The sequence below is a fragment of the Pseudomonas sp. 18175 genome (genome assembly GCF_050432925.1).
In the GTDB taxonomy this organism is placed as follows: Bacteria; Pseudomonadota; Gammaproteobacteria; order Pseudomonadales; family Pseudomonadaceae; genus Aquipseudomonas.
This window is the reverse complement of sequence record NZ_JBKFTO010000016.1, coordinates 73,412-92,628: the sequence shown is the minus strand read 5'-3', so window position 1 is coordinate 92,628 and position 19,217 is coordinate 73,412. Positions and strand designations below refer to the sequence as shown.

Here is a 19,217-nt window from a genome sequence, read left to right as displayed (position 1 = left end):
CATCCTCCCTGCCTATACCTCTGCTACAGCCCGCCGGACTGCTTCGGCAATTGCCAGGCGCACATCACTCGCGTCATCGACAATCGCATCCATGCGCAAGAAGTCATGGACCATGCCTTCGCACACCTGCAATTGCACGGACACGCCCGCCTGGGTCAAATGTTTGAAGTACGCCAGGCCCTGGTCGAACAACGGGTCGCAATCGGCCAGTACCAACTGCACGGGCACCTGCGGCGTTGCTACAGGCCCCAGCAGTGGCGACAGCCGTGGGTCCAGGCGCTGGGCGAGGTCGGGCGCATAATGCTGGTAGAACCACTCAAGGGTCGCGGTCTCCAGCAAGTGCCCAGTGGCGAAACGTTGCAATGAGGGGGTCTGGCTGGTGGCATCGGTGACCGGATAGATCAGCACCCGCAGGCGCGGTAACACGCCTGTGGTGCCGACCTGGGCCGCCAGGCTACCGCCGACGCTGTCCCCCGCCACCACCAGGCGCTGCGGGTCGAAACCCAACCGGTCGGCCTGCTCGACCACCGCGGCCCAGGCGTCCTCGGCATCGTGGCTGGCGGTCGGAAAGCGCCATTGCGGCGCAAGCCGATAGTCAACGGCCAGCACCGGCAGTTCGCAATCGAGGGCCAAGTCACGGCACAGGGCATCGTGGGAGTCTAGGCTGCCCACGACATAACCACCGCCATGGAAATACACCACGGCCGCCGAACGCGTGCCGGCAACCCGTGTGCCTGGGGTATACGCGCGCGCCTGCAAAGCATGGCCGTCACGGGCGGTAAAGCTAAGGTGCTCGACCTGGACCGCTTCATCCCCCCCCAGGCTCATCAACGCCGAGGATTGATCGAAAGCGTCGCGGGCCTGTTGCGGGGTCATTTGGTGCATGGCCTGGACCTTGCCGCTCTCACGCGCCGCGTTGACCAGCTGAAGGTAGGCCGCAATATCGGGATTGAGGTTCAAAGGGAAACTCCAATGCCCGGCCGAATGGCCGGGCATGTTCAGGTGGAAAGAAAAGTCAGTCAGTCGCCAGCATCACCAACTGCGGGTTCAATGCATCGACAACCGCGTCAAGCCAGTCCTCGTTGCGAGGTAACTCGAAGTGCCCACAGGCCAATGTGTGGGCCTCGCCGAACGCTTTGCCCAGTTGCTCGGCCATGGTCTGGCGATGTGCCTGACGCCCTGCGACCCACCAACTGTGGACAGCAGCTTGCAGCGGCAGGCACCGGTCTTGCCCAAGGGCCAGGCGTTTGAGTTGGCGCGCAGTGTTGAACAGGTTCAGCCACTCCTCCAGGCTCAGTGCAACATAGGCGCCGCCTTGACGGTCGGCCTGGCTCATGGCTGTGCGCAGATAGTCGAGGGCGGTTGCTTCATTGGCCTCACGAGCAAGGTCTACAGCTGGTGAGTCCGCTGTCATCCAGCCCAACAGAGCCTGCAGGTCGGCATGCCAATCACCTGGAGCATCCATGTCGACCTGTTCGGTACCGGGTACAAAGCTGTCCGCCAAGCCGATAAACGCCACGTGCTGGCCCTGGCGCTCGAGTTCCGCACCCACCAGTGCCGCCAGCGTACCGCCCAATGACCAACCCAGCAGGTGGTAGGGACCTTGTGCCTGATAACCCCGTATGGCGGCGGCGTAGTCCACCGCCATGGCCTGCAACGACAGATCTCGATGCGCCGGGTCCAACAGCATCCGGCACGGCAGGCCTACCACGGAGCGTATCCCTTGCAGGCGCCGGGCCAGTGGCTCGTAGTCGAATACCGTGCCAAAGCCTGCATGCAGGCAGAACAGTGCCGGTGCATGGGCCACCGCGCTATTGAGCGGCAAGGTCGCAGACAGCGTCGGGCCGGCCGTTTGCTCGGAGGTCAACTCGGCAATGGTCGGCCGGCTCACCAGGTCGCGCAGTTTCAGGCGCAGCCCAAGGCGAGCGAGGCTGCGGGACTTGGCCACCACTTGCAGGCTGAGGATCGAGTCCCCGCCCAGCTCGTAGAAGTTGTCGCTCAAACCCACCTGTTCCACTTTGAGCACCTGTGCCCAGATACTCGCCAAGGCTTTTTGCAGTTCCGTCTGCGGCGCTACATAGTGGCGCTGCTCAGTGCCAGGCACCGGCAGGCTGCGGCGGTCGATCTTGCCGTTGGGGGTCAAGGGCAGGCTCTCCAGCACGGTCAAGCTCGATGGCCGCATATAGTCAGGGAGTGACTGCTCAAGCGCCTGGTTCAAGGCGGCTCGCGGATCACCCGGCTGCCCGGGGTCGAGCATCACTACATAACCGGCCAAGCGTTGTCCGCTGACCGAAGGGTGCGCAACCACCACAGCATCACGCACCCCGACGCAGCGTTTCAGGCACGCTTCGACTTCTCCCAGCTCGATGCGGAACCCCCGCACCTTGACCTGCTGGTCGAGACGTCCCAGATAATCGTGGCCGCCGTCGGCGCGCAGGCGCACCAGGTCGCCCGTACGATACAAGCGTTGTCCCGGGGCACCGAATGGATCGGCGACGAACCGCTCGGCACTCAGCCCCGGACGGTCCAGGTAGCCCCGCGCCAAGCCCTCGCCGCCCAGGTAAAGCTCACCGGCCAGGCCCGCAGGCAAAAGGTTCAGGTCGGCATCGAGCACATAGGCGCTGCGCCGGCCCACGGTGGAGCCGATAGGCGCGTAAGCCGTGTCGCAAGGCTGCGCATGACCCGCCTTCCAGATCAGCGGCGTGACCACGGTTTCGGTCGGACCGTAGCCGTTGATGATCCACTGTGGTGCGAGCGCAGCCTTGACCCGTTCGAACGAAGCCTTGGGTACCGCATCGCCACCGAAGCAATACACCCGCACCGGCGGAGCATCACCGTCCTGTTCGGCCTGCTCGGCCAGTTGCTGCAAATACACCGGAGGGAACGCGGCCACAGTCACGTGATGTCGACGCATCTGCTCCAGGGTCTGCGGGGCCGTCCATAGGCTGTCACCGCGCAACAACAGCCGACCACCGTGAGTCAGCGCAGTGAGCCAGCGTTCATGGGCACCGTCGAACGCAAACGACATGAAATGCAGCTCGCAGTCCGCCGGGCTCATCTCATACAACTCACCCACTGCGAGGCAATGCATCGCCAATGGGCCATGGCTGACCGCAACACCTTTAGGCAATCCCGTGGAACCGGAGGTGTAGATCACATACGCCAGGTTGCGCGGATCAACTGCCACGTCGACCTCATGCGCAAGCTGGGCCGTCAGGTCCAAGCCGGGCACATCCACTGCCATGACACCATGTGGGATCGGTAAGCGGTCGCGCTGCACGGCATCGGTCAACACCAGCGCAACACCGGAGTCTTGCATCTGCCAGGCGAGACGGTCGCGTGGGTAGTCGACATCCAGCGGCACGTAGGCACCCCCGGCCTTGAGCACTGCCAACAAGGCGACCAACAGATGTTCATGACGTGGCAACGCCACCGCGACCCGCACCTCTGGCCCCACACCCTGGCCGACCAGCCAGTGCGCCAGGCGATTGGCCCGCAGATCCAGTTCAGAAAAACTCAGGCTGGCACCGTCGGCACAGATCAGCGCGATGGCGTGTGGTGTCTGCCGAGCCCAGCCGGCAATACGCTGGTGCACTGCCAGTTCAGTCACCGCCCCGGCAGGCTCGACCGGTTGCGTTGGCGCCAGGCAAGGTAGGCCAATACCGCCCAACGGCCGTTCGGCATCATCGGCCAACGCCAGCAACAGGCTTTCCATCGCCAGGCGGATTGCCATGACCGCCTGCTCGTCGAAGTGCTCGCGCAGGAACATGTACTCGATCACTAATACATCGCCCAGGGTGACCATCAGGTCCATCGGCAGGTTGGTCAGGCCAACGCTGTCCATTTCGCCAAAACGCAAGCTCTCGTCTTGCCAGTCGCGCAATGTCTGGTCGACCGGCTGGTTTTCGAACACGATGATGCTGTCGAACAACGCCTGGCCGGCACGTCCGGCCCAGCGCTGGATATCGGCCAGCGGTGTGAACTCGAAGTCACGCATGGCCAGGTTGCGTGATTGCAGGTCGCGCAGCCATTGGCCCACCAACCGCGCCGGGTGGACTTCGTGGATGACCGGCAAGGTATTGATGAACAACCCTAGAATCGCATCGCTGTCTGCCAGGTTCGCTGGCCGCCCCGCCACGGTTGCGCCAAAGGCCACGGTGGCCTGGCCGCTGTAGCGACTGAGCAGCAGCAACCACGCCCCCTGCACCAAAGTGTTGAAGGTGATGCGCTGTTGTTGGGCGAAGGCTTTCAGGCGCTCGGTAACGTCGCGGTCCAAACGTGTGTAGAGCGCCTGGTGCCCCTGCCCCGTGGCACGGTGCGGTTGGCTTGCGGCCAACAGTGTCGGCTCGGCCAATTGCTCGGTCTGCTCGCGCCAAAACGCTTGCCCAGCCGCCGAGTCCTGGCAGCGCAACCAACCGATATAGTCGCGATACGGAACTGCGGCCGGCAGTGATTTGCCCGCGTACAGCGAGAGGATCTCACCCATCAGTTGGGAGGTGCTCCACCCGTCGATCAACAAGTGATGGTAGGTCCAGATCAGTTGATGCCCACCACCGGCCAGACGCACCAGCAACACCCGTTGCAGCGGCGGCTCGGCCAGGTCGAAGCCCCGTTCGCGCTCGATACGGGCCAGCTCGGACACCTGCTTGGGGTCGCGGTCGCTGCCGTCAACTTCGGTAAAGTCCAACGCCACGTCCCGCAACACGAACTGCAGGGGTTCCTCCAGGCCTTGCCAGAGGAAGCCGGTGCGCAGGATGTCATGGCGCTGCACCACCTGCGCCCACGCAGCGCGCAGACGCTGTGGGTCCAGGCCTTCGACGGGCAGGCTCAGTTGGTTGACATACAGCTGCGCGTCGGGGCTATCCAGGCCCAGGAACAACATGCCCTTTTGCATCGGCGACAGGCTATAGAGACCGGTAACCTGCCCTGGGGGCAGCGGCAAGGCGTCGACTTCGGCGGGGCTCAGGCCATGCCAGCTCTGCGGTACCGGTGCAGGCGCCGGTGCCAACGCACTGCCGACCTTCAGGGCCAGACGGGAAATGGTCTGCTGTTCGAAGATGTCCTTGGGTTCGATCGCCAATCCCAACTGACGAGCGCGGTTGACCACCTGAATCGACACGATGGAATCACCGCCCAGGGCGAAGAAGTTGTCCTCAGCATTCACTTGCTCAAGACCCAGCACCGCTTCCCAGATGCGTGCCAACGCCACTTCGTGTTCTCCCTGCGGCGGGCGCGACGGCGCCAGCACCACCTCGGGATCGGGCAGCGCCTTGCGGTCGAGCTTGCCATTGGGGCTCAGCGGCATGCTGTCGAGTACTTGCAAATGGGCTGGCACCATGTAGTCGGGCAGCACGGTTTGCAGCTGTTCGGCAATGGCGGCAGTCAGTTGCAATCGATCCTGCGGTGCCTGCGCCGTGGCCACCAGGTAAGCGATCAGACGCTTGCCGTGGGCACCGTCGCGGGCCACCACCACCGCTTCACGTACCCACGGGTTCTCCAGCAGGCGTGCTTCGATTTCGCCCAGCTCGATGCGCAAGCCACGGATCTTCACCTGATGGTCGATACGACCAACATATTCGATCACGCCGTCATCACGCTGACGGGCCAAGTCGCCAGTGCGGTACAGCCGCTCGCCAGCGCCGAATGGGCTGGCGACGAAACGCTCAGCAGTCAACGCCGGGCGCTGGTGATAGCCCCGCGCAAGCCCCACCCCGCCCAAGTACAACTCGCCGACCAGGCCTGGCTGCAACGCGCGCAGGGCGCTGTCGAGCACATAGGTACGCAGGTTGGCGATAGGCTGGCCAATGGGCACGCTGTCGCTGTGCTCGTCGCGGCACTGCCAGAACGTCACATCGATGGCCGCCTCCGTCGGGCCGTACAGGTTGTGCAGTTCGACACCCGGCAACTGTTCAAACACTTGTCGCTGGGCTTCCACCGGCAGTGCTTCACCACTGCAGATGATGCGGCGTAAGCCCTTGCAACGGGATGCCTGCGGGTCTTGCATGAAGGCTTGGAGCATCGAGGGCACGAAGTGCAGCGTGGTGATGCCCTGCTCAACGATCCTCGTCACCAGGCGGGCCGGGTCACGGTGTTCGCCCGGCAACGCCAGCACCAGTGGCACGCCCATCATCAGCGGCCAGAAGAACTCCCAGACCGACACGTCAAAACTGAACGGCGTCTTCTGCAACACTTTGTCGCCCGCGCTGAGGCCATAGGCCTCTTGCATCCAGGCCAAGCGGTTGTACAACGCCCCGTGGCTGTTACCGGCCCCTTTGGGCAGGCCGGTTGAGCCCGAGGTGTAGATCACATAGGCAAGGTTTTCCAGGGCCAGTGGCACCTGCGGATCTTGTTCGGGGTAACCCACAGCGATGTCCGACAGGCCATCGAGCCACAGGCACGCCTGGGACGCGGCCAGCGGAACACGCTGACGCAGGTTGGCCTGTGCCACGACCCATTGCGCCGCACAATCCTGCACCAGGTAGGCCAGGCGTTCGGCAGGCAACTCAGGGTCGATGGGCACGTAGGCGCCGCCGGCCTTGAGCACAGCCAATAAGGCCACCACCATCTGTGGGCTGCGCTCGGCAATAACCGCCACGCGGCTTTCTGCGCCGACGCCCTGCTCGATCAGTTGATGAGCCAGACGGTTAGCCAGCGCGTTGAGCTGGCCGTAGTCGAAACGCTCTTGGGCGAATACCAATGCCTCGGCGCGCGGGTTCGACCGCGCCTGGGCTTCGAACAGTCGGTGCACTGGCTGCGCATCCGGGTACTGCCGGTGCGTGGCGTTCCAGTCACGTACCACGCGCTGATCATCCTCGCGGCTCAGAACCTGCAACTCACCCAGGCAACGGTCCGGGTGCTCGCACAGGTTTTCCAGCAAGGTTGCCAATTGCGCCAACAGGCGCCCGGCGGTCATGCCGTCGGCCAAGCCAACGCAGCTGAGCCCCAGCGCCAACTCGTGGCTGTGGTGCACCGTGAGGGTAAACGGCAGATGCGTCTGCTCACGGCTGTTGACCGTGGAGAACCGCAGGCCCGCCGGAGCACCGGCGCTGAGGGCTTCGGCAACCGGGTAGTTTTCGAACACCAGCAAGCTGTCGAACAGCGCCTGGGGCTCGAACGCGGCGCAGCGCTGGATATCCGCCAGTGCGCAGTGCTCGTGCTCGCGAATCGCCAGATTGCGCGCTTGCAGGCCTTGCAACCAAATGGCCACGGGCACCACCTGATCGACCTCGACCACCACTGGCAACGTATTAATGAACAATCCGACTTGCTGCTCAATGCCCGCCAACTCCGCCGGGCGCCCCGCCACCGTGGCCCCGAACGCCACCACCGGCTGCCCGGTGCACCGTTGCAACAACAAGCTCCAGGCGCCCTGCACCAAGGTATTAAGCGTGACTTTACAGCCACGGGCGAACTGACCCAGGCGCTCGCAAGCGCGCTCATCCAGCCGGTATTCGGCCTGGTGCCTGGCAGCCTGGGACGAATCGGCAGGCGTGCGCTGGGCAAAGGCGTCGGCCAGCAGCGTCGGCGCAGGTAACGGCGCCAATTGCGCCTGCCAGAAACGCTGGCTGGCCGGGCCGTCCTGGCGCTGCAACCACGCGATATAGTCGCGGTATCGCCCGTGCACCGGCGCCGCGACTTGACCGGCGTAGGCCTGCAACACCTCGCCGAACAACTGGGAACTGCTCCAGCCATCCATCAGTACGTGATGGTTGGTGTAGATCAGGTGATAGCGCTGCTCGGCCAAGCGCACCAACACCATGCGCAACAACGGTGCTGCCGCCGGATCGAAGCCCGCCTGGCGTTGCGCCAAGGCCAGGGCATCCAGGGCCGCGTCATCGAACGGACGGTCGCGCCAATCCACTACCTGCAGCGGGAACGCCAAGTGTTTGTGGACCAGTTGCACCGGCTGTTCGAAAGCGCCACCCCACAAGAACGCACTGCGCAGGATGTCATGGCGGTCCATGGCCTGCTGCCAGGCCTCGGCAAAGCGCTCCAGCTCAAGCCCCTCGACATCGGTGCGCAATTGGTTGATGTAGTCACCCGCGCCCTGCTGATAGAGGCTGTGGAACAACATGCCCTGCTGCATCGGTGACAGCGGATACAGATCCTGCACCTGACGCGCCGGTACCGCCAATTGATCGAGCTGGTCCTGCTGCACCGCCAGTAACGGGAAGTCCGACGGGGTCAATGCGCCCGCATCCGGCGCACAACAGTGGTCGACCAGCGCCTCCAGATGACGCAGGTAGTCATCGGCCAGGCGTGCGATAGCAAACTCGTCAAACTGGCGGGTCGAGAACTTCCACGCCATTGACAGCTTGCCACCTTCGACCCGCCCATTGATTGTCAGCCAGTTACCCAGCGGCGCATCCTCGTCCTGGTTGCTGCCGGCGCCCTGCTCGGCCGGCAGGAACAAGGCGCTGGAGTCTTCGGCAAAGCCCCCATCGACCTGCCCCAGATAGTTGAAGGTAATACGTGGCTGGGGCAACGCTGCCAGGCGCGCCTGAGTCGGTGCATCGGCCAGATGCCGCAGTACGCCGAAGCCCAGCCCTTTGTCGGGCACCCCACGCAGGTATTCCTTGACGGATTTGAGCGTATCGCCAAGGCCTGCGCCCACACGCAGGCGCACCGGGTAAGTACTGGTGAACCAGCCTACGGTGCGGGTCAGGTCGATGCCGTCGAAGCGGTCTTCCTCGCGGCCATGGCCTTCAAGCTGCACCAGGGTATCGGCGTGCCCGGTCCAGCCGTGCACCGCCAAGGCCAAGGCCGCCAGCAATAGGTCATTGATCTGGGTACGGTAGGCCGCCGGCGCCTGCTGCAGCAGGCGCTGGGTCTGCGCCTGGTCGAGTTCGACATGCAGTTGGCAGGCATCGCGGTTGCGCGCGACAATCTCACGGGCCTTGCAAGGCAACTCGGTGCAATCGCCTGCGGCCAACTGCTCCCAGTAGCCGATCTGGTCTTGCCAATGTGGCTCAACCAGCGCTGCGCTCAGGCGCTGCGCCCACGCCTTGATGCTGGAAGTGCGCGCTGGCAACGCCAGTGCCTGCCCCTGGGCGACACGACGGTAGCTGTCCTGCAGGTCTTCCAGCAGGATGCGCCAGGACACTCCGTCCACCACCAGATGGTGAATCACCAACAGCAGGCGCTGCTCGTGGTCCGGCAGGCTCACCAGAACCGCGCGTAACAGTGGACCGTTGGCCAGGTCCAGGCTGCGCTGGGCTTTTTCGGCAAGCGCCGGCCATTGCTCAAGACTGTCCAGTGGTTCGTGCCAGAGCAATTGCGCAGGATCGATGGCTTCGCTGTAGTGCGCGCTCACCTGCGTACCGGTCCGATCAAAGCGCAAGCGCAGACTGTCATGTTGGTGCACCAGCGCTTCCAGGACTCGCCTCAGGTGCCCGGCGTCCAGCGCCTGGCGCGGCTTAAGCACCAGCGACTGATTCCAGTGCTGCGGTTGGGGCATCGGTTGTTCGAAGAACCATTGGGCAATCGGCAATAGCGGCGTTTGCCCTTGTTCCGGCCCCTGTTCGACGATCCCCTCAGACCCCACGGCGCACGCGACCTGCGCCAGTTCACGGACACTCTGATGCAGGAACATGTCTTTGGGTGTGAAACGAATACCCGCCTGACGTGCACGCCCTACCACCTGGATGGCCACGATCGAGTCGCCGCCCAGTTCGAAGAAGTTGGCAGTCGCGCTGATCGCTGTGCGCCCGAGGATGTCCTGCCACAACGTGGCGATTTGCTGTTCGAGGCCATTGGCCGGCTCAACATGGTCTTCGTCCCGCACACTGAAGTCCGGTGCAGGCAGCGCCTTGCGGTCCAGCTTGCCATTGGGTGTCAGCGGCAGGCTGTCCAGCAGCATGAAATGCGCCGGCACCATGTAGTCGGGTAATTCGGCCTTGAGCGCTGCACGCAGGCGGGTCACCAATGTCGCGTGCTCCTGGCCGTGACGCGCAACCACATAGGCAACCAACTGTTTGCCCCCTTGACCGTCGCGCGCTTGCACGACGGCATCTTCCAGCGCGGCATGGGCCAGCAGGCGTGATTCGATTTCGCCCAACTCGATACGGAACCCGCGGATTTTCACCTGCTGGTCGACGCGTCCCAGGTAGTCGTATTGGCCGTCGGCCCGTAGACGTACCAAGTCGCCGGTACGGTAGAGGCGTTCGCCACGGGAGCTGAATGGGTCGGCGACAAAACGCTCGGCCGTCATGCCCGGACGGTTGAGATATCCCTGGGCCAGCAGGCCGCCCAAGTAGAGCTCACCACTGGCGCCGCTCGGTACCAGGTTCAGCTCGGCATCCAACACGCAGGCAGTACGCACACCAACCGGGCTGCCGATAGGCGCATAGGCACTTGGGCACGCCTGGTCGGCGGGGGCCTTCCACAGTAACGGGGTCACCACGGTTTCGGTCGGGCCATAGCCGTTGATGATGTGTTGTGGGCGCAAGACCTCACGCACACGCTCAAAACTGGCATTGGGCACCGCGTCGCCACCAAAGCAGTAAATCCGCACGGCTGGAACCGGACCATGGACCGCGGCATGTTCGGCCAACTGCTGCAGGTACACCGGAGGAAACGCCGCAACGCTCACGCCGTGGGCGTGCATGGCCTGCAGCGTCTGTTCCGGCGTCCACAACCCCTCCTCGCGCAGCAGCAGGCGGCCACCATGGGTGAGCGTGGTCAGCCAGCGTTCGTGGGCGCCGTCAAAGGCCAGCGACATGAACAGCAGCTCGCAATCGGCCGGGGTCATGGCGTAGCGTTCGCCGATGGCTTGGCAATGCAGGGCAATCGGTTGGTGTGCAACCTCTACGCCTTTGGGCTCGCCCGTGGAGCCAGAGGTATAGATCACATAGGCCAGTTGTTGGGCTGCGATGGACAGCACCGGCGCCAATGCGTCAGACGCGGCTTCGGCCAGCAGTGCGTCGATATCCAGAGCAATCACGCCCACGTCGGTCGGCAAGCCGGCACTGACACTTGCATGCGTCAGCAACAGCGGCATGCCCGCATCACGCATCAGGTAGGCCAGCCGCTGTGGCGGGTGTTGCAGGTCCAGTGGCACGTAGGCGCAACCGACCTTGAGCACCGCCAGCAAGGCCACGAACACCTGCTCGTCACGCGGCAATGCAATACCGATACGCACCGCTGCGCCACGGGTATGGGCGTACAGACGCGACGCCAGGCGCTCGGCGCGTGCATCCAGTTCGGCATAGCTGAGGGTGCGGCCCTGACAGATGATAGCTGTCGCGGCGGGCGTCTGGCGCGCGTGTGCGGCGATACGTTGGTGCACCGGTACAAACACGGCGTCCATTGGCCCGTGCTGCCAGGCTTGCAGGGCGAGGTTGCGCTCGGTGTCGTCCAGCAACGGCAAATCACCCAGGGCACAATCGCTGTGGGCGACGATCGCGGCCAGCAACTGTTGCCAGTGATGCGCCAGACGCTCGACCGTAGCAGGCTCGAACAGGTCGCTGGCATAGGTAAAGCGTGCGCTGAGCTGGCCGTTGGCTTCGCGGGTATCGAGGGCCAAGTCGAGCTTGGCGGTCTGGTTGCGCCAGGCAACGCCTTCGATACGCAGGCCCGGCAATTCCAACAAACTTTGCGCGGCGCTTTCACGCTGGTGATTGAACATCACCTGGAACAGCGGTGAATGACTGAGACTGCGTTCCGGGCTCAGGTGTTCTACCAGTTGCTCAAACGGCAGGTCCTGATAGGCCTGGGCTTCGATGGAACGTTGCTTCACGTGCTCCAGCAGGTCACTGAAACGCAGCCTTCCATCCAGTTGCGACTTGAATACCTGGGTGTTGACGAAGAAGCCGATCAGCCCTTCGATTTCCGGGCGGTTACGGTTGGCCGAGGGCACGCCGATCCGCACATCGGCCTGGCCGGTATAGCGATACAACAGCGATTGGAACGAGGCCAGCAACAGCATGAACACCGTCACGCCCCGGGCCTTGGCCAGCTCCAGCAAGGCCGCGCTCAAAGCAGGCGGCAGTTGTAACTCAACGCCACCACCGCGACCACTTGGAAAGGCCGGGCGCATGTGGTCGGCCGGCAACTGCAGCACCGGTTGTTCGCCCCCCAGTTCGCCCTGCCAGAACGCCAATTGCCGTTCAAGCTCGCCCGCTTCCATCCAGCTGCGTTGCCAGATCGCGTAGTCGGCGTACTGGATCGGCAAATCGGCCAAAGGCGCGCCCTGCCCTGCACCCGTGCGGGCCAAATAGCCCTGCACCAGTTCATCGACCATCAGTTGCATCGACCAACCGTCCGAGACGATGTGGTGCAAGGTCAGCACCAGTACGTGATCATCAGCCGCCAGGCGAAGCAGGCGTACCCGCAGCAACGGGCCAGTCAACAGGTCGAAGGGGCGGTGGATTTCTGCTTCGATATGCCCTTGCAGATCACTGTCGAGCAGGGATGACGTGGCGAGTTCCTGAACTTCAAGGGTCACGCGCGACGGCGGCAGGATGACCTGGCACGCCTTGCCATCTCGTAAGGCAAACACAGTGCGCAGGGGTTGGTGGCGCGCCACCAATGCATCGAACGCCAGGCCGAGTGACTCAAGGTCAAGCTGACCGCGCATACGCAAGGCGCGTGGCAGGTTGTAAGCCGCGCTGTCGGGCTCCAGTTGCCAGAGAAACCACAGGCGTTCCTGGGCGTAGGACAATGGCAAGGTGTCCAGGGCCGACTGGCATTCGGGCACCGGCAAGTTGGCCGGAGACAGGTTTTCCTCGGCCATTTTTTCCAGGTACAGGCGCCGCTTGTCTTGCGGCATCAGCACAAAACGACGGGCGATACGGTGTGCAGCCGATTGATTGTCCATTACGCATCCACCTCGTCGAACAGGTCTTCCAGGCGGCTAAGCCGCGTCGCATCCAGGGGAGCGGAGTGTGGTTCCAGGTGTTCGACCAACGCCCCAAGCGTTGGGTAGGTAAACAGCAACTGTGGGCTCATTTTTATTCCAAGTTCCAACTGCACACGCGAGACCACACCCATGACGAGCAATGAGTGGCCTCCCAATTCAAAGAAATTATCCTGGCGCCCAATGCGTTCGCACTTGAGCACCACCTGCCAGATAGCGGCCACTTGCACTTCACGCTCACCCTGCGGCGCCTCGAATGGGCGGGCGCTGAGGGTGGTGTCCGGGGCCGGCAAGGCACGACGGTCCGGCTTGCCATTGGCGGTCAACGGCAGCTGGCCGAGGACCACGCAGTGGGCCGGCACCATGTAGTCCGGCAACTGTTGCGCCAGTTGCCCCAGGATCGTGGCAGGCAAGGGCAGCGGGCTGCCGGCACGCGGGACCACCCAGGCAACCAGGCCGCCAGCGGCATTCCCGCCAGGTACGCCGACGACTGCATCACTGATGCCGGGGAGCGCCTTGATCGCAGCGGCGATTTCTGCCGGTTCGATGCGGTGCCCACGAACTTTGATCTGGTCGTCCAGGCGGCCGGCGAACACCAATTGGTCATGCTGCAAGCGCACACGGTCGCCGGTACGGTAACGGCGCGTACCCGACGCCGCCGGAATGAAACGCTCGGCGGTGAGCCCTGGTTGGCCCCAATACCCCTGGGCCAGGCCGGCACCACCGACCAGCAATTCACCGAAGACGCCCTCGGGCTGAGGATTCAACTGCGCATCGACAATGTCCAGGTGCAGGTTCGCCATGGCCTGCCCTAACGGTACCAAGGCATCGCCAGGGAGCTCGGCCAGGGACGTGCTGAGTACGCCGATGGTGGTCTCGGTCGGGCCATAGTGGTTGAACACTTCGCAGCCTGGGCTCGCCTCGGCAATCCGTTGCAGCAATGCCGGTGGCGTGGCTTCGCCACCCAACACCAAGGCGCGCCGTGGCAGCACGTCGACGCCCGCGCCTTCCAGCAAGGCCTGCAGGTGCGACGGCACCACTTTCAGCAGGTCGATGCGCTCGGCGCTCATGTAGGCGCCCATGGCCAGGCTGTCAAGCGCCAGTTCGGTGGCCAGTAGATGCAAGGTCCGACCGTGGCACAGCGCGCCGAACAGGCTGGTGTAGCCCAGATCCGCCGCCACGGTGGAGACCAGCGCCACCGTGTCGATGTCGGCCCAAGGCAACCATTGCCCCAGCGCCTGTATGTAGTTAAACAAGCCGCCTTGGCGCACGGCCACGCCTTTGGGGGTACCGGTGGAGCCCGAGGTGTAGAGCAGGTAGCAAAGCTCGTCGGCGTTGACGGCGATTGGTGTCATTGCCCGACGCAGGTACTCAGGCGCTGGCACGACGCTGGCCGGATCGAGCACGGTACTGCCTTGCCCTGCGTATGGCGCCAGCAACTGAGCGGCGCCCACCAGTAATTGCGGCGCACTGTCCTGCAGCGCCTGCAAGGTCCGTTGCCCGGCTTGGCGCGGGTCCACGGGAATAAACACCACACCTTGATGCAAGCAGGCAAGCACGGCGACGACAAAGTCGATGCTGCGCTCGGCAACCACGGCCACTCGACCCTGGCGGGCGATCCCCGCATCGGCGATGGCGCGCGCCAGGTCCAGGACCCGGCCGTGCAACTGCTCGAAGGTAATCCGCTGCTGGCCCTCGACCAGCGCCACACGTTGCGGCACCTGGCGAACCTGCTGGGCAAACAGGTCGAATACGCTGATCTGCGAATGCTCGCTGGAAGCCCCCACAAGGCACGGCTGACGGTGGGTTTCCAGGGTCAACGTGCCCAGCAAGCTGTGGGGCTGCCCGACGAGCGCTTCGAGCACCTGGCGATAATGCCCTGCCATACGCTCGATGGTCGACGCGTCGAACAGGTCGCACGCATAGATGAACGATGCCGTGATCTCACCGTTGGCCTGGCGGGTTTCCAAGGTCAGGTCGAACTTGGCGCTGTCTTGCGGCCACGCCAACGGCTCGGCCAGCAACCCGCCCAGCGGCGCTTGCCAGGGCGTGCTGGCAGTGTCGGCTTGGTGGTTGAACAGCACCTGGAATAAAGGGCTGTGTGCCAGGCTGCGCTGGGGCTGCAAGGCTTCGACCAACTGTTCGAAAGGCAGGTCCTGGTGCTGCTGGGCCTGCAACGCGGTCTCGCGCACGGCGTGCAGCAACTGCGCAAAACTCTGCTGGGCATCGAGCTGACCTCGATGCACCTGGGTATTGACGAAGAACCCGATCAGGCGCTCGGTTTCCAGGCGATTGCGGCCCGCCACCGGCACGCCGACACGCACATCCGCCTGGCCGCTGTAGCGCCACAGCAGCACCTGATAGGCCGCCAGCAGCAGCATGAACGGCGTGCACCCCTGCCGACGGGCCTCAACCGCCAGTGCGGCACTCAGCTCGGCGCCCAATGCATGGAGCACCACAGCGCCGCGCCGGCTCGGCTGAGCGGGCCGGGCGCGATCAAACGGCAGGTTCAATACCGGCTGTTCTTCACCCAGCTGTTCACGCCAGTACGCCAGTTGCTGCTCTGCGCCACCGGCGGCCATCCACTCACGTTGCGACCAGGCGTAATCGGAGTAGCTGATCGGCGCGTCCACCAGTGTTACGGCACGACGTTCGACCCGTGCGGCATACAGTTCCAGCAGCTCTTCGACCATGACCTGCATCGACCAGGCGTCGGAAACAATATGGTGCTGGGTCAACACCAGCACGTGTTCTTGCGCACCCAGGCGCAAGACACCCAGGCGCAGCAACGGCCCTTGGGCCAGGTCGAAAGGCTGGTGTAACTGTTCGCCAATAACGGCGCGCACTTGGCTTTCATCGACAGAAGTAACCGACACGCTCAGTGGCGTATGTTCCTGCACATCGATTTCAACCCCATCGCCCGTGGCAATGAAGCGGCTGCGCAGAGGCTCGTGACGCATGATCAGTTGGTCGAATGCTGCACCCAGCGCGTCAAGATCCAACGGCCCATGCAGACGCAGTGCCGCCGGCAGTGTGTACGCATGGCTATCGGGTTGCAGGCACCAGAGCAACCACTGGCGCTGCTGGGCGAATGAAGGACGCCTGCGCTCCTCAGCCGGCGCCCGCAACAACGGCAGATTGTGCCGTGCGCCACCCAATGACTGGACAGCAAGGACGAAGGCTCCCAGGGTGGAGTGCTCAAACAGGGTTTTGAGCGGCACGTCGACACCCAGGCTTTCGCGCACGCGTGAGGTGATCCGGGTCGCCAACAGGGAGTGCCCTCCGCGCTCGAAAAAGTCTGCGTCAAGGCCCAGTTGCGCCACATCCAACACCTGCTCCCAGATAGCGGCGACGGCTTTTTCCTGTTCAGTGCCGGGCATTCGAGCGGGGCCTGCGGCAACCCATTCGATGGCCGGCAGAGCGTTGCGGTCGAGCTTGCCGTTGGGGGTCAGCGGCATGGCGTCAAGTACCGCCCATTGACTGGGCAGCATATAGGCCGGCAAACGCTGGCCGAGGGCGTGCTTGAGCGACTCGATCAGCACGGCGGGCGCCAAGGCCTCGACCGCGACGACCCAGGCCGCCAGTTGCGCGCCGCCAGCGGCCTGCACCACTTTGACAGCCGCCTCGCGTACCTGCGGCAGCAATAGCAGCTGCGCTTCGATATCGCCGAGCTCGATACGGAAACCACGAATTTTTACTTGCTGGTCGGCACGCCCCAAGTAGTCGAGCTCCCCACCTTCGCGATAGCGCGCAATGTCACCGGTGCGATAGAGGCGCTGGCCTGGGCGGGCCGGGTCGGGCACAAAACGCTCGGCAGTGAGCGCGGCACGCCCCAGGTAACCCCGTGCCAGACCCAGGCCACCGATCAATAGCTCGCCCGCCGCGCCCAACGGTGCAGGGCCGAGATCCTGCCCCAACACTTGCAACGCGGTATTGTCCAGCGGCTGGCCGAGCAGCACTTGCGCCTGTCCGGGCAGGATGCGTTGTGCCGACGACCAGATAGTCGTTTCGGTCGGCCCATACAGGTTCCACACCTGATCACTCAGCGCCTGCAGGCGCACCATCAGATCAGGGGCCAGCGCCTCTCCGCCACACAGCACCAGCACATTTCTCAATACCGACTGCAACCCGCTATCGAGCAGCATGCGCCAGGCCGAAGGGGTCGCCTGGATCGCTTTCACCGGGCATTCTTCGAGCAGCTCACGCAAGCGCAACGGGTCTTTAGCCTGCTCTGGGGAGGCCAGCACGACAGTTGCACCGATCGTCAGCGGCAGGTACAGCTCCAGGCCGAAAATATCGAAGGAAAAGGTGGTCATCGACAGCAATCGATCACCGGCGACCAGTTGCAGCCGCTGATCCATGGCCGCGATGAAGTTGCTCAAGGCGCGGTGACTGACCATCACACCCTTGGGCTGTCCGGTCGACCCGGAGGTATAGAGGGTGTAGGCCAACTGATCCGGGTCAACACAGGCAACGTCCAACCTGACATCGCAGGGCGCACGCTGTAACCACCCATCAATGCACAGGGTTTGCACCGTGTCGGGCACAGCCAACTGCGCCTGCACCGCTTGCTGGGTCAACAGCAGGCCTACGCCGCTTTGTTCGAGCATGTAGGCCAGGCGCTGCGCCGGGAACTCCGGGTCCATGGGCACATACGCCGCCCCCGCACGCAGGATCGCCAACAACGCAACGACCAGTTCCGGCCCGCGCTGCACTGCTACCCCGACCAGCGACTCAGACGTCACGCCCGCCGCCAGCAGCGCCAAGGCCAGCGAGCGACTGGCCTGCTCGACTTGGGCATAACTCACGGACTGCCCACCAAACACCAGCGCAGTGGCGTATGGCGTACGATGGGCCTGCTCGACAAATTGCACGTGAATCGGCGGTGGCACCGCGAGCGCCGTGGCGGGCGGGTTCCAGGCATGGAGCAACTGATCGCGCTCACCTGCCGCCAGTAACGGCACTTCATCCAGACGCCGGTCACCCTCACCGATCACCGCGTGCAGCCAAACAAGCCAGTGCTCCAGCAAGCGCTGTACGGTGCCGGCATTGAACAACGCGGTTGGGTAAATGAATTCGGCGCTCAGACCGTCTACGGTTTCACGCATGTACAAGGTCAGGTCGAAGGCCGCCGAGGGCGTCGACCAGTCCAGGTGCTGAAAGTCGAGCCCTGGTAACACTGCGCTGGGGGCCTGCTCGCCCTGGTAGTTGAAAAAAATCTGGAACAGCGGGCTGATATTGAGCTGGCGCTGGGGCTGCAAGGCTTCGACCAGTTGGTCGAACGGCAAGTCCTGATAGGACTGCGCCTGACGCGCATCCGCCTTGACCTGCTCAAGCAATTGCGCGAAACCCGCCTGGCCATCGACCTGGGCCCGGTATACCTGGGTGTTGACGAACAGCCCAAGCAAGCCCTCCAGCTCACCCCGGCTACGCCCAGCCACCGGCACGCCGACACGCACGTCAGCCTGGCCGCTATAGCGATACAGAAAACCCTGGAACGCCGCCAGCAGCAGCATGAACACCGTCGCATCACTGGCGCGCGCACGAGCCTTTAGGGCTTGCACCAGCTCATCAGGCAAACGGACACCCAGCGCCGCACCACGCGCGTCAGCCTGGACCGGTCGCGGCTTGTCGAACGGCAGCGGCAACACCGTCGCCTCCCCGCCCAGACGTTCGCGCCACCAGCCCAGTTGTCGCTCGCGCTCCCCGGCATCCAGCCACTGGCGTTGCCAGGCGGCATAGTCGGCATATTGCAGGGGCAGCGGTGGCAGCACCTGGTCAGCGTAGAGCGCCATGACTTCTCGGATCAGGGTTTGGGTGGAACTGCCATCGGAGATGATGTGATGCTGGGTCAGCAGCAGCAGGCAATCGTCGACGCCACGCTCAAGGACTGCCACCCGCAGCAAAGGGCCATTGGCCAGGTCGAACGGGCGAGCGTGAAACGCCTCCACCGTTCGCCGGTCCTGCTCATCATTGCCCACGCCCGACAGTCGTTCGATCAGCAACGCGCCCTGCGCCGCGATCTCCTGCACCGGCCCGTCAGGTTGCTCGGCAAACGTGGTGCGCAGCACTTCATGACGAGCGACCAGCGCCCCAAACGCGTCGCCCAGGCGCTGCAGATTGAGGACACCCCGGATGTGCAGGGTTGCCGCCATGTTATAGGCACAACTCTGTGGGTCGAGACGCCAGAGAAACCACTGGCGCTCTTGCGCATGGGACAACGGTGCCGGCTCGTCCCGGTCACGCGGCTGAATCGGAGTAATGCCGAAGAGATTGATCCCCTTCTTGCCCAGCATCACCGCCAGCGCTTTGCGCTCGCGCGGGCTGAGCGATGCCACCGATTCCAATAGATCTTGCACGC

3 protein-coding genes are annotated in these 19,217 nt (G+C 64.0%); all 3 read right to left on the bottom strand.

Annotation, left to right across the window (positions count from 1 at the left end; genetic code table 11):
- Window positions 1-12: 12 nt before the first annotated feature.
- From ACLD1Y_RS21490 to ACLD1Y_RS21480, 3 genes are read right to left on the bottom strand one after another with little or no spacing between them, the layout of a single operon-like run.
- Entirely contained in the window at window positions 13-960 is a 948-nt protein-coding gene (locus ACLD1Y_RS21490; RefSeq protein ID WP_429479818.1) for an alpha/beta hydrolase, read from the bottom strand.
- 55 nt (window positions 961-1,015) lie between these two features.
- On the bottom strand, window positions 1,016-12,817 hold the full coding sequence (locus ACLD1Y_RS21485) for an amino acid adenylation domain-containing protein (protein WP_429479817.1): 11,802 nt from the start codon (window positions 12,815-12,817) through the stop codon (window positions 1,016-1,018).
- On the bottom strand, window positions 12,817-19,215 hold the full coding sequence (locus ACLD1Y_RS21480) for an amino acid adenylation domain-containing protein (RefSeq protein ID WP_429479816.1): 6,399 nt from the start codon (window positions 19,213-19,215) through the stop codon (window positions 12,817-12,819). Before ACLD1Y_RS21480 ends, ACLD1Y_RS21485 begins: the two co-directional genes overlap by 1 nt.
- Window positions 19,216-19,217 lie beyond the last annotated feature (2 nt).

Coding starts and splice junctions, on each gene's coding strand:
- ACLD1Y_RS21485 (WP_429479817.1), bottom strand. CDS start 12,817: ATGGACAATCAATCGGCTGCACACCGTATCGCCCGTCGTTTTGTGCTG.